At 59.0% G+C, this 13,673-nt stretch carries 6 protein-coding genes and 2 pseudogenes; 2 read left to right on the top strand and 6 right to left on the bottom strand.

Going from position 1 to position 13,673, the window contains the following annotated elements; genetic code table 11:
• The 5 genes and pseudogenes from AYJ54_RS46470 to AYJ54_RS00820 all read right to left on the bottom strand — a co-directional run.
• Positions 1-906 (bottom strand): annotated as a pseudogene (locus AYJ54_RS46470) (IS630 family transposase); the annotation flags it as partial.
• A 119-nt stretch (positions 907-1,025) separates the two neighbouring features.
• Complete coding sequence (locus AYJ54_RS00835; protein WP_245328835.1) at positions 1,026-2,456, bottom strand: 3-hydroxyacyl-CoA dehydrogenase NAD-binding domain-containing protein; 1,431 nt, start codon at positions 2,454-2,456, stop codon at positions 1,026-1,028.
• A gap of 833 nt (positions 2,457-3,289) precedes the next feature.
• Positions 3,290-4,189 carry an enoyl-CoA hydratase/isomerase family protein gene (locus tag AYJ54_RS00830; protein WP_063696009.1) on the bottom strand — a complete coding sequence of 300 codons (900 nt, stop codon included), beginning with the start codon at positions 4,187-4,189 and terminating at the stop codon, positions 3,290-3,292.
• A gap of 408 nt (positions 4,190-4,597) precedes the next feature.
• The gene (locus AYJ54_RS00825; RefSeq protein ID WP_063696008.1) at positions 4,598-5,923 is read right to left on the bottom strand and encodes an IS5 family transposase; all 1,326 of its coding nucleotides are present in this window, start codon (positions 5,921-5,923) and stop codon (positions 4,598-4,600) included.
• Positions 5,924-6,114: 191 nt separating this feature from the next.
• The gene (locus tag AYJ54_RS00820) at positions 6,115-7,767 is read right to left on the bottom strand and encodes a class I adenylate-forming enzyme family protein (protein WP_063696007.1); all 1,653 of its coding nucleotides are present in this window, start codon (positions 7,765-7,767) and stop codon (positions 6,115-6,117) included.
• Positions 7,768-9,242: 1,475 nt separating this feature from the next.
• Between AYJ54_RS00820 and AYJ54_RS00815 the strand changes: the two genes are divergently transcribed.
• Positions 9,243-10,697: a 3-hydroxyacyl-CoA dehydrogenase NAD-binding domain-containing protein gene (locus AYJ54_RS00815; protein WP_136623342.1), complete on the top strand. Its 1,455-nt coding sequence runs from the start codon at positions 9,243-9,245 to the stop codon at positions 10,695-10,697.
• Positions 10,698-11,364: 667 nt separating this feature from the next.
• Positions 11,365-12,252: a polysaccharide deacetylase family protein gene (locus AYJ54_RS00810; protein ID WP_063696006.1), complete on the top strand. Its 888-nt coding sequence runs from the start codon at positions 11,365-11,367 to the stop codon at positions 12,250-12,252.
• Between the two features lie 408 nt (positions 12,253-12,660).
• On the opposite strand, the pseudogene AYJ54_RS46465 reads toward AYJ54_RS00810, so the two are convergent.
• Positions 12,661-13,602: pseudogene (locus tag AYJ54_RS46465) on the bottom strand (IS630 family transposase).
• Positions 13,603-13,673: the final 71 nt, after the last annotated feature.

The raw sequence follows: 13,673 nt of genomic DNA, 5'->3' as shown, positions 1-13,673 counted from the left end.
GGCGCACTCCTCGTTGGAGAAGAGATCGAGGAGTTCGCCGACCTTTCGCCAGGTTGCCTCGACGTCGCGTGGCTCTGCGGCTCGGATCAGGTGTTTGAGTTTGGCGAAGACCTGCTCGATCGGATTGAGGTCGGGACTGTAGGGCGGCAGAAAGAGCAGATGGGCTCCCTTGGCGCGGACGGCGTTGCGCGCCTGCTTTCCCTTGTGACTGCCGAGGTTATCGAGGATCACGACCTCACCCTTTGTCAGAGTGGGCGCCAACACCTGTTCGACATAGAGGGTGAAGAGCTCACCATTGATCGGGCCATCGATCACCCAGGGCGCGCAGATCTGATCGTGGCGCAATGCCGCGATGAAGGTCATGGTCTTCCAGTGTCCGAAGGGCCAGATGCCTGGAGACGCTGCCCACTCGGCCCCCAGCCGCGCAACGGTGCCATGTTGGTCTTGATCCACGTCTCGTCGATAAAGACCAGGCGCGAAGCGTCGATCCTGCCCTGATGGGCCTTCCAGCGCGTCCGTTTACGGGCGACGTCGGGACGATCTTGTTCGGCTGGCAGCATCGTTTTTTTTGAAGCTCAGCCCTTCGGCGTGCACAAACGTCCACACCGCCCGGACGTCTGTCTTGATCCCGCGCACCGCCAGCTCCTGTGTCAGCTTCCGCAAGGTGAATGGCCCCGAGCGAATGCGCTTGCGCAGCCAGTCGGCATTAGCGCCGGACAAAACCGGCTTCTTGTGACCACCGATCTTGCCGGGCGAAACGCCTCCGGTCTCCCGCCGCAGATTCTTCCACTTCGTCACACAGGAAGGACTGATCTGAAGCGCTTCCGCAATCGAACGGACGGTCTCGCCGGCGTCAGCCCGCGCCAGAGCGCGTTCGCGAAGGTCTTCCGAATAGGGTCGCGTCATCCATGCTGGCCCCCGTTCTCCAGCATGGAGTTTGAATCAGAAATCTGTCCCGCTGGGAATCCCGATTCCGGCAAAAAAACATCATGCTCTCTAGCGGCGTCTCAGAAGTAGGTTGCGGCTCAACGTAGTCCGATGCTTCCGCCGGCGCGCTCCGGACGGGGCAGCTGTGCGTGTAGCCGCGCCAGCTCCAGCAAGCGCTCGCGTACGTGGCCCTTTGCCGGTGCGCTGCGTCTGCTGGTGGGGTCCACGTGAATCAGCATCTGCTCGCCCGTGGCCGGTGGCCTCTCGTCACCCTCGCGCGTGATCACGTGATAGAGATGAAGGCGCTTGTCGTCCGCGTCGAGCACCTGCGTGAGCACCTGGACGCGGTCGCCAGCGTACAGTTCCCGCAGATGCGTGAGGTGCGTCTCGGCCGTATAATAGTTGCCACTGTTTGAACGGTATTCGCCGTCGATACCGATGTAGTCGAGCACGTTGTCGGTAGCCTTGCCGATGAGCTGAAGATAGCAGCTCTGTTTAACGTGGCCACTGTGGTCGGCCCAGTGAGACGGCATCTCCAGTGTCGGCATCCGCAGCGGCGCGGAACAGGCAGTCAGCTGCGTTTCGTCTAGGCCGTAGCTCTGTGAACCCAAGGCCTGCAGCGGGGCCACGATCAAGTCATCGCGCTTCTGTTCCGCAGGAACGTCAAGGGGGGCGGACCTCAGTAGCGCCTCCGCTTGCTCGGCGGTCTTGTCTCGGAAGACGCGGTTGATTTCAAGCTTGTCGGTCGACCTCAACCAGGGCCACTTGAACGCCGATTGCTGGATGCTCAGGCCCACGCCCTTCCCGTCGCTGGCCATACGGTAGGGCCCCATAATCGCATGGCGCAGCGCCCACGAGTAGTGGAGCGCATCATCGACATCCTGCAGCGTGGCCACATCGTGATGCATCAGCCACTGCGCCTCGCGCGAGATGGCATCCTGCAGCCGGTTTGCGATAAGTCCGTCCACCTCTTTACGTACTACCAACGGATGCATTCCAATCGCCTCGTAGATCGCCCCCGCCCGCTCAAGCGCCTTGGACGCGGTACGCTCTCCCGCGCACAGTTCAATCAGCGGCAGCAGGTACACAGGTTGGAACGGGTGGGCGACGAGAAAGCACTCGGGGTGGTCCATCTTCGCCTGCAGCAAGGACGGCCGAAGCCCCGACGTCGAGGAACAGATTAAGGTCCCATGCGTTGCCGCGCGGCCAGCGACCGCAAGCAACTGTTGCTTGAGCTCAAGGCGTTCCGGCAGGGATTCCTGTACGAGGTCTACGCCGCGCACCGCGTCCGCGACGGACTCGACTACGGTCAGCGAACCTTCCGGCGGTAGCGGCATCAGCTGGCGATATGCCCGTCGCGCGTCGGCCAGCACCTTCTGCACGCGCTCGATCGTACTAGGCGACCGGCCATACAGCCGCACGTCCACTCCGTTGAGGACGAACCGTGCGGCCCATCCGCTGCCAATGATCCCGCCTCCAAGCAGGCCGACTGCCCGCGGTTTCTTCGAGACGTTGGAGCTCTTAAGCATCACCTTCGGCCTCGAAGCATTGGAATTCAGAGCTTGAGCTTCTGGCATCAAATCCGGCCTCACGCGCACGCATATCCGCTTGAAGATCTCACTGTGCCAGCAACTCGCCCTGGCAGCAGGGCCGCTGCAATGCCTTGGCTGCGGTAGTCCTCATCCCAGCAATCGGCGTGCCACTCGCAGGATCTCCCCGCGACCTATCTGACGAGAGAAAACGGACGTAGCTATCAGCCTGCTCTTGGAATGATACTGCGGGTCGTTGATTCTGACGTTGTCGTACTTAGCCGGACATGACTGACATGACAAACTGGAGCTTTATGGTCTCTGGTGGCCGGCTTGACGCGCCGGATGTCGACCCGCGACGGCCGACCGCGGAAGGCGCCTTAATGCCCTTGGCGCACACGAAGCTTACAGCTAGCCTCTGATCTTCAGTGAATGTGGCTAGCATAACGTTCCGAATCCGAGGCTCACCTGACGTCCCCAAGGTCACGCTGGCAATGATGTTGCTGTGAGCGAAGCTCGATCTGCAGTTTCGAAGGTGTAACCACGATCCCGTAGTACAGTAGTTGGAAATCAAAATGAGCCTGATTAGAGAGTATGCCGGCATGTGACACGTTTCATTGCATCACAACTGCGCTTCGAGATGCCTTCCGCAAGCACCATCCACATCGCCGCCGGCGCTCTGCAACGAGAGTTTGGTCAACCTGTTCAGGTTTGGCGGCGGCCAAGCGATTCAACGCGAACTTGAGTTGAATGTCGCACTGTCTTCGCCGCTCAGTCACCTTCGTGAGATAGGCCGCGACCTCCCGGCACATCATCTTCGCGCTCAAATGCGATTAACCCGCGCTCCTTTCAGTCTTAATGGACCTTGATGCCACACGGGAGGAAAGTCCCGATGTTTCGGATTCGAACGGTTCGAAAATTGCGTCACGCCACTTGAATGCTGCCTTCGCACCCTCACTATTCTGAATCTCGCGGAAGCGCTTGAACTCGGAGTCCGATTTACCGATAATCAAGTCGGCGGCACAGCTGTATCGCAGAGCAGACTCAAGTCCTGCTGCGAGGAGCGTATTGTTGAGCGCCTTCTTGGTCCACACCAGAGCCGGCAGCGCGACCCGAGACATACGCTTCGCGATGCGCGAGACTTCTTCCTCAACGCGATCCTTGGGGAAGACACGGTTTACGAGCCCCAGCCGGTACGCGTCGTTGGCATCGAACATATCCCCTGTGTAGACCAGTTCGCGACAACGCTGACCGATGAGGTGCGACATCATCGGCAGCTCTGTGTCGCCGATTCCCATCCGAGTCTCGATGGCACCGAAGCGCGAATCGTCAGAACAGTAGCGGATGTCACAACTAATGGCGAAGTCCAAGGCTCCGGCCAGGCAAAAACCATTGATCATCGCGATAACTGGCTTGGAGCAGTTGAATACGGAATGTATAAACTTCACGCCTAGATCGAAATATCGGCTCCAATCATCCAAGCTCCAATCGTCCGAACTCGACGGAGCGACCTCCGATTTGTCTCCATCCATATCAAAGCCGGTAGAAAATGCCCGATCGCCCGCTCCCTTAACCACGACCACACGCACGTCCGGATCGCGCTCGGCTGACGCGAGGGCCTCTCGGAATTCGGCGCAAAGCTTCAGAGACAGCGCGTTCCCTTTGCCCGGCCGATTCAGAGTGATCCACGCGACACGATCGTCCACCGCGTAAAGAATCGTGCTATACATCATCAGATGCTTCCTAAAACTCAACGGCGTGGCACCATCTGCAGCGGCCGGGGCCTACGGTCGCTCTAGCTTTACCACCTCACTATTCTCGAAGCTCTTCTTTCAGAACCCTTGGTCACCTACAGAGAGCGCAGTATAAAGCCGGTGAAGCTGAAGCGACACTACCAAGAGAGAGGGGCAAGATGCGTTGCCTCGATGCGCTTAATAGCTTGGCCGCTAGCTCGCCAGGGAGCGCCGTCCCTCGCAGGCAGACCTGCGCTTGCAGCCGCCATCCGACCGTACAAACTACCCTCCGACATCGTTTCCTGGTAATCCCGCGAATTAACCGGCTGTCGCCGGCAGCTGGTCGGTTTGCGGCCAAATTGCGGGAGATCAACTAGTCCCCCGTGAAGAACGCGGTTGAGTGGTGTTTCAAGCGATCTTTTGAACCGGGGCGAGCGCCAGGATGATGGCACGCAAGAGTCCTGCGAGCCATCGCAGCAGCAGTCCGAAGTTGTATCCGGCTGCGGCAAGAACAGTGTTGATGCGGTCGCCGGCGCGGCCTTTGAGATAGTTGCGGTCCATGCGGTGCTCTGCCTTGACGTGGCCGATGACAGGCTCGACAGCCGCACGACGCTTCATCTCGCGCCGGATGGCAGCCGTGACGCGGCGGACCTGGCCCGAGATCCAGACCCTGAACCGATGCGGGTGGTTGTGGCCGCGGTACCCTTTGTCGACGTGGATGCGGCGAGCCTCCACGCCGGTGAGCTTTTCCATGTCGGTGATCACAGGGCCGAGCGTGTGCCCGTCGAAGGGATTGCCATGCAGGGCCTTGGCATGGAGCACGAACTGGCCGCCCTTCGGAGACGTCACGGGGGTGGCAATACTGACCTTGCACCCGAACTCGTAAGGTGCGCGGGCTTTCCCCTTGCCGATGCACTCCACTTCGGGGGCATGTAACGCATAGACCTTCGGACCGCGCTGATGCTGATCCTGGCTGCGCACCTGCTGCGCTAAACCGAGCAGCGGGCCGAACCGCGCTTCCGGCACCGCATAGCCATCAATCTTGCGGCGGATGTCGCGGATGATCCGGCCAAGCCGTGTCCGCAGGAACTTGAGCTGGCGCCGGGCGCGCTTGAACTGGTGGGCGTGGGTATAGCGGCCGACCATGATGGCAGCGCGCTTGGCCAGGCGCAGATAGCTCTGGCGCAGCGGCACACGGTTTCGCTTGGCGAGCCCGACAAGCTTGGTGATGGCTCGATGCATCAGCCGCGCGTCGGTCGGATGCGCGACGGCCTTGGGCTGCACCGTGGTATCGACCACCACTCGTTCCAGGTCCTTAGGGCCGATGGCGCCAGTCTTGTGCGCCACCGACAGGCTTTCCTGGATCAGCGCGACGAGCTGCTCCTCGCCCAGCCGCTGGCGCCAGCGGGTCAGCGATGAGCGATCGAACGGCAGCCGGTGGCAGAAGCTCAATTCGCCACAGAAGTGCTGATAGTAGGGATTCTCGATCCAGCGGGCGCACAGCACCTCATCCGACAGGTTGTGCATGTGCTTCAGAATGAACAGCCCGGCGACTAGCCGCGTCGGCAAGCCCGGCTGCCCCGGCCCTGTCTGGCACACCGAACCAAAGCGCTCGTCCAAAAACTTCCAGTCGATCAGCGCCGCCAACCGCACCAGCGGATGGCCCATATCGATGATTTGATCCAGCGCCGGAAGCAGCAGGTCTTTCTGGCGATCGTCCCGCGGTTTGCTCATCGCCTTCTCCGATGCCGATGACCCGCCGTCAGGGAATCACGAATCGCTCAAGAGCAAAATCCCAAAACGCAAGAAAGCCAGGTTCAACACACAGCTTTTCTGCAAAATCGAATACTTTACCGAGACAAATTCTGTCTATCTTCCAAGTGGATCTGCATTCTTCACGGAGGACCAACTATCTTGGTCGGGGCTCAGCGCCAGCGCTTCTCCTCGGCGTCATACGTGCCTGCAAGCGGATCGCTCACGGCCATCAGCTCGCGCTTGAGAACCTTGTTGCTGGTTGTGGCTCTGGGAAGCGCCGGAGTAAAGGCAATGTATCGCGGCAGCTTGAACACGGCCAGATGCGCACGGGCATGCTCAAGAATGCGCGCCACGGCCTTATTGTCTGGCGTGTAGCCTTCCCTCAGTTCGACGAAAATCTTGACTTCCTCGCCGCGTTTCAAATCGGGAACGGGCACCGCGGCCACGTCCACAATCTCGGGAATCTCGCGGATGACGCCCTCCACCTCCCGTGCAGCGATGTTCTCGCTTGAACGGCGGATCATGTCTTTCGTGCGTCCCACCAGCCAATAGAAGCCGAGTTCATCGCGACGCATCAGATCACCGGTTTTAAACCATTCGCCCTCAAATAACGCGGCATTTGCTTCCGGCTTATTCCAATAGCCCTTCAAGATTCCGCGCCCCCTTACCCACAGCTCGCCGACGTCGCCGACCGCCGCAGGGCTGCCATCCTCGTTAACCAGCCGCAGCTCTCGAAACGGTGAGCGAATCCCCACCGAACCCGAGTAGGCCAGCTCGTCGAGCTCGTTCGTCATTCTCGTGCCAAAGCCGATTTCCGTCATTCCATAAGCATCCTGGGTGCGCACTCCAAAGCGCTTCCGGAATTGGCGTACGGTATCCGGATTCCAGCCCCAATTCAGAGTCTGCTTCAGGCATGTTGCTCCGTCTTCGTCTGCCGCCTCGGCCCGCCGCGCTATCAGCTCGGGAACTTGGCACCACTCGATACGGTGCTGCCTGACCCAACTGATGAAGCGCGTCGAGCTGAGTTGCGGAGCCAAATAGAGTGTGCCGCCTTGTCTGTACGATTTCAGAAGATGCCCAGGCGGATCGATATAGAAGAATGGCTGCGCAGATAGGTACCTCTGGTATGGCTGTTCCCAACACGTCGCTTGATACGAGAACACGCCCCAGTGGTCATGCGTCAACATGCAACCCTTCGGAAATCCCGTAGTTCCCGAAGTATACTGAATATTCACCAGATCGTCGGGGCGGATATCCTCCTCAATCGAAGAGTCGTCGACGCCCCCGACTAACTCATCTAGGAGAGTGGCTGTCCGATCGGAAGCCTCTCCAACGCGAATTAATCGGTGCGTGGTGAGGTCTTCCGGCCAAGGGTCCATCGCCGAGAACACTGACCAAGCGGATTCGTCGACGATGGCGAACTTGGCCTGTGTATCGCTGAGAACGTATTCGATCTCCCGCGGCGTATAACGCATGTTGATTGGGACTATCACCGCACCCAGCTTCGCCATCGCGAACCAAAGAATCGGAAATTCAATGCGATTTGGCAGCATCACCCCGACGCGATCGCCCTTGCGTACGCCGAATGCAAGCAGTGCATGTGCATACTTGTTGGACCATCGGTCCATCTCGGAGTAGTTCGCGCGCTGACCGCGCTCGAAAACGTCAATTGCGATCGTTGAGCCGTGCGTTTTCGCCCGCTTTGCAACCAGCTGTCCGATCGTGATCGTCTCATATGCGGTTTCTAGCATCTCGATCTGATGCAACGCATTTGCGACGCGCTCGTGCAGCAGGATTTGTGTCAATTTTTTAGGGGTTGTCATTGGAAACCTTGCGGGTCAGGGCGAAAAACTAGATCGGCCCATGGGAACGCGACCTTTCTATCAGAGCGCGCGCTCTGCTTGCTGATCACCAGCGCCAGCGGTCCGGCGTCGCGGAGTTCCTAGACCTCTGTCTTCGTCGCGCGACTTTGATTCCAACTATAGTCAGACGCGCATCATCGCGCGGCGCTCGAATGGGAACGCGCAGCTCCTCACTATCTCGAACCGCACGAATGCAGGACGATGTCTAGTGACACGGTGTGTATGAGAGCTTGGTGGTCATTCGTTTTATACGCATTCGCGGTGCACTTGAAGGAACCGTGAGACGTGCAACGGATTAAGGACGCTGCCATTGCTCCGCCTTCCGATCGTGACGACCTGCTTTATACCTACACACGGCAAGTGATTGATCGTATCTCGTTAACAAGCATCAAACCACTACCTACTCTAGTGAGGAATGTTGTTCTGGATATTTGTAAGGATCCGTATATCGACCTTCAGAGTCGGTTGATCCTTTCGGAAGGGTCGGAGATCACGGGCAGAAGCTTGCGGCCGATGATTTGCCGACAAGCCGACGAATTGGTAGCGGTTATCGAGCACTTTCCACACCAACCCCAAATGAGCAGGAGGGCTAGCCGCTTACGATCGAGGAAGTAGAGAAAGCTCCTGCCACGATCATAACCGCTTTCGCCGGACGTCCCATGGTGCTGATTGTAGTAACGTCTTCGACAACACCGTCTGCGCCTGCCTCAATCAATCGCGTCGACACACAGAAAAGTCGACCGGGCCGCCGTGCGCATTTCTCACAATAACGAGCGCCTCATGAATCTGCCACAGATCCATTCTCCTCTCCGAACGCAAGTCAGTGATTGTAGACAGGCCGTTCAAGAATCCATCTTCAAACGTGGATTTCTTAAGACCGCGCCGAGGGCCTATTTACCTTCCAATCGAGCTGATCTCAGACTGACCTCAGGGTTACGGCGCGTCTGCATCCATCAATTCGTTCGCCAAGACGCGGATAACACGCCGCATAAGACACTTCACTGCAAGCGGCACCGCGGCACGAAAATGGGTGACTCTAAGATTCTCGACTTGGTCGCGAGAAGCCCCGGTGTAGTCACTGTATGCTGGATGCCGGCATGGAACACAGCGCCGTCGAGTTCGAGAAATTCAGATTCTTCCGCAACAGTGCTTCTCCGAACAGCCAATACAATGTTCCTCACTAGAGCAGGTAGTATCTCGATCGTTGTTAATGATGTACTGACAGTTAGCACAATGATGTACTGACAGTTAGCACCTCGCCTTGCACGACTATTCCGCAGCGAGGGACAAGTTCTGCCGTCTTTGCAATACGCTGAACGTCGAAAAAGACGCGATGCTCGCTTCGAGCGCCACTAGCAAAAGCAGGATGCGCGAAAGACAACGGTCAAAGGTGTGTGATGTCAATCGCTGAGGGATCCATGTCTAAGAGTTCAACATTGCCTGAGCGGCAGCCGCGAGCGGTCGGACTGCTAGGCGGCGGGGTGATCGGCGGTGGATGGGCCGCGCGTTTCGTGCTCAACGGAGTGGATGTGCGGCTGTATGGCCATTCGCCTAGAACGGTCGAGCGCGTGCAAAGGATACTAGCCAATGCGCGGCGGGCATATCAGCGGCTTACCCTGGTCCCGCTGCCAGCCGAAGGTTCGCTGACGGTGGTGAAGTCGGTCGCGGACGCGGTGCGCGGCGTGGACCTTGTGCAGGAATCCGTGCCGGAGCGTCTGGAACTCAAGCAGCCGTTACTCGCCGCCGCCAGCAAGGCGGCGGGTCCGGAGACCCTGATTTGCTCCTCGACCTCGGGGCTTCGGCCGTCGTTGCTGCAGGCGGAGGTGGTCAACCCTGAGCGCATGCTCGTCGCGCACCCGTTCAACCCGGTGTACCTGCTGCCGCTGGTTGAGCTGTGCGCCGGACAGCACACTGCGCCTGAGGCGCTAGCGCGGGCGGCGGAGATCTATCGGGCCGTTGGGATGTACCCCCTCCTTTTGCGCAAAGAAGTGGACGGGTTCATCGCGAACCGACTGCAGGAGGCGGTGTTCCGCGAGGCGCTGTGGCTCGTTCACGACGATCTCGCCACCGTGCAGGAGATCGATGACGCGGTCCGTTACTCCTTCGGACTGCGCCGGCCGGTGATGGGACCTGTGCAAAGCTACCGCGTCACCGTTGACGAGACCAGCGCACGCCGTGCGATGGAGCGATTCGCACCCGAGCTGAAGTTGCCCTGGACCAAGTTGACCGAGGTGCCGGAGTTCACCGACGCTTTCCTGGAGAAACTCGCCGAGCAGTCAGAGGCACAGGCCGGGAAGCTAACCATCCCTGAGCTCGAACAGAAGCGCGACGACTGCCTGGTGGCCGTGCTGCAGGGGTTGCGCGATCAGGGCTACGGCGCAGGTGAGACGCTCGCGCGCTGGGAGCAAGGACTTCGCGACAGCCTTCCCCAGCTCACCAACGGCTCCGGTCCGCTGCGGATCCCGACACGGCAGGTTCCGTCTGAGTGGAACGATCACGTCACTGGGAGCGAGTACCCTCAGCTCTTCGGCATCGCCACCGACAACCTGCTCTGTTATATCGGCGTCGACGCCAAGTACCGTTCAAACAGCGGCAATTACCGCACAGTCGAGACGCACGTATCGCATCTCCGGGAACTGTATGCCGGCGACCGCGTCGAGGTTCTCACGCAAATCCTCGGCGCTGATGACAGGCGCCTTCATCTGTTCCACCTGCTCACGCGCGAGGGTGAGAAGGAGCCAGCAACTACAGGCGAGCAGGTGATGGTTCATGTTAACGCCGGCAGCGGACGCCGCGGACCAGTGGAGGGGAATGTGCGCGAGCGCGTGTTGGAGCTCGCGCGGATCCACGCGGAGCTGCCCCGTCCGGGCGCAAACATTTGCCTGCGCTGACCGGGAAGCTCATCGGCAGAGAAAGCAAGACGCTCACCCGGTTTCGAAAGACTTTAGAGGAACCGCGATGGTGAGCAGGCTCGCGATCCCGGCTCTCCTCTTCGTATCGGCTGCGGTCTTCGTCGGTCTGAGATGTTGCCGGGCAATGTCGCTCTCGCTGCGCTCCGTCAAACCGCAAGGCCCGACGCGGTGCAGGGAGTGAGACGAGCCCTCCTCCTGGATCAACGCCCTATCTGCACTACTTCTTGTGGCTTGGTCGGACTGTAGGCACGCGCCGCTTTTCTGGCTGCAAGCCCACTCGCGAAGATGAGTTCCGGGACAGAACACTCAACTATCAATCTTGATAGTTTCAAAGTACCTTCCCTTCGTTAGACTTCGTCAATTACGAATAACGTGTCTACGAACTGGAGCGCGAAAGGCGCAGCTGATTCCCCAGGCAGGCAGTTGGCGCTACATTATCCGTCGCGCAGGCAATGATCAGTAACAACTGAACGCTGAGGACTCGAGATGCAAAGTTATTAGCCAAGTCGTCCGTTGCGGTATTCGCCTCGAAATCGCGCCTGAAGGCGGTAGCCTTTGCGCTGTCCGGCCGGGGCCACTACCGATGCAAATTGCGCCAAAAGGTTTACCCTGATCACGATCAGAAGCCCGCATCTGGAGACAGTACTTGCCAAACATCCCGTGGCCGAACGGCACCAAGATCGCCGTGAATCTCACCTTCGATTTTGATGCAGAAACCTTGTGGCTCGGGCGCGACCCGACCAATGTCGATCGTCCCGGCACGTTGTCGCAGGGTACCTACGGCGCCAAGATAGGCGTACCCAAGATCCTCGAGCTCCTCGCCGACGAAGGGTTGCCGGCAACTTTCTTCGTGCCCGGTTGGGTCGTCGACAACAGAACCCCTATTGTCGAGAAGATTGCAAAAGCCGATCATGAAATCGGCCACCACGGCTACCACCACAAATCAATTGATCCGAACAATCCGGAGATGGAACTCGAGGAGCTTGAAAAGGGCCTCCATTCGATCAAGCGCGTCATCGGCGTCGCTCCCGTCGGTTACCGCGCTCCATCAGGAGAAATGAGTCCGAATCTAATCCGCCTTCTGGTTGACAGAGGCTTCATCTACGATAGCACAATGCTGGACGACATCGAACCCTACCGCCACATTTTGGAGGACGGAACCCCGGGCGTTCTCGAGTTGCCGTGGCACTGGAGTATGGATGACGCTCAGTATCTTTTGACGAGCATCAAGTTCCACCGGCCGCTGGCTACAAATGATCACGTACTCTCGATTTGGAAGGCGGAGTTCGACGAGGCCTATTTATCGGGCGGCTACTTTAATCTTATCATGCATCCGCAATTGACTGGCCGTCCGTCGCGCATTCGCTTGCTGCGTGAACTCATCGCCTATATCAGAAAGCACGACAATGTCTGGTTTGCACGAAGCCGCGATGTGGCGAGTACCTGGCTAGAGATCGCGAACACACCAAGTGAAGGTCCGATCATCTCCCCGTTCCTGCGACAGAACGAGAACGGAACTATTTCGCAACGGTAAGCCGCGTGGAAGACGATGCTTCGTAGGGCAGCCTTCTTGTGACTGTCCCGGTACCGGATGTTCACAAGGGATTTTCACCTTCGCCGCATGTCTTCGCACGCAAACGTTCTGTACCTTGAGGAGCGGTTGCGCGGCCGCTGGAGTCAGCTACAGCCGTCGCTTTTGCAAACTGCCGCCCAAGCCAGCGCGTGACCACGCGACCCGCGGTCCCGACATTTTTGCGCCTTGTCAGCGAGACCTCATAGCGATGAATTTGATGTCGCCATGCTGAAGCTCGCTTCGACGCGGTCACTGGTGAGCAGATAACCTCCCGGTGAGGGTGGGGCCAGCCACAGCATTATCATCAGGTCTGAGACCCAAGCGCTCTGATCCCTTGTGCCGAGTTGCAGGATTAAGAGCATGCCGCGTTTATACGGAAACATATCCTGAATTTTTGAGATAATAGGCGCACTCCTCGTTGGAGAAGAGATCGAGGAGTTCGCCGACCTTTCGCCAGGTTGCCTCGACGTCGCGTGGCTCTGCGGCTCGGATCAGGTGTTTGAGTTTGGCGAAGACCTGCTCGATCGGATTGAGGTCGGGACTGTAGGGCGGCAGAAAGAGCAGATGGGCTCCCTTGGCGCGGACGGCGTTGCGCGCCTGCTTTCCCTTGTGACTGCCGAGGTTATCGAGGATCACGACCTCACCCTTTGTCAGAGTGGGCGCCAACACCTGTTCGACATAGAGGGTGAAGAGCTCACCATTGATCGGGCCATCGATCACCCAGGGCGCGCAGATCTGATCGTGGCGCAATGCCGCGATGAAGGTCATGGTCTTCCAGTGTCCGAAGGGCCAGATGCCTGGAGACGCTGCCCACTCGGCCCCCAGCCGCGCAACGGTGCCATGTTGGTCTTGATCCACGTCTCGTCGATAAAGACCAGGCGCGAAGCGTCGATCCTGCCCTGATGGGCCTTCCAGCGCGTCCGTTTACGGGCGACGTCGGGACGATCTTGTTCGGCTGGCAGCATCGTTTTTTTTGAAGCTCAGCCCTTCGGCGTGCACAAACGTCCACACCGCCCGGACGTCTGTCTTGATCCCGCGCACCGCCAGCTCCTGTGTCAGCTTCCGCAAGGTGAATGGCCCCGAGCGAATGCGCTTGCGCAGCCAGTCGGCATTAGCGCCGGACAAAACCGGCTTCTTGTGACCACCGATCTTGCCGGGCGAAACGCCTCCGGTCTCCCGCCGCAGATTCTTCCACTTCGTCACACAGGAAGGACTGATCTGAAGCGCTTCCGCAATCGAACGGACGGTCTCGCCGGCGTCAGCCCGCGCCAGAGCGCGTTCGCGAAGGTCTTCCGAATAGGGTCGCGTCATCCATGCTGGCCCCCGTTCTCCAGCATGGAGTTTGAATCAGAAATCTGTCCCGCTGGGAATCCCGATTCCGG

The sequence above is a fragment of the Bradyrhizobium centrolobii genome, assembly GCF_001641635.1.
Lineage (GTDB): Bacteria > Pseudomonadota > Alphaproteobacteria > Rhizobiales > Xanthobacteraceae > Bradyrhizobium > Bradyrhizobium centrolobii.
This window is presented reverse-complemented; position numbering and strand designations above follow the sequence as displayed.

Coding starts and splice junctions, on each gene's coding strand:
- AYJ54_RS00835 (WP_245328835.1), bottom strand. CDS start 2,456: ATGCTTAAGAGCTCCAACGTCTCGAAGAAACCGCGGGCAGTCGGCCTG.
- AYJ54_RS00830 (WP_063696009.1), bottom strand. CDS start 4,189: ATGATGTATAGCACGATTCTTTACGCGGTGGACGATCGTGTCGCGTGG.
- AYJ54_RS00825 (WP_063696008.1), bottom strand. CDS start 5,923: ATGAGCAAACCGCGGGACGATCGCCAGAAAGACCTGCTGCTTCCGGCG.
- AYJ54_RS00820 (WP_063696007.1), bottom strand. CDS start 7,767: ATGACAACCCCTAAAAAATTGACACAAATCCTGCTGCACGAGCGCGTC.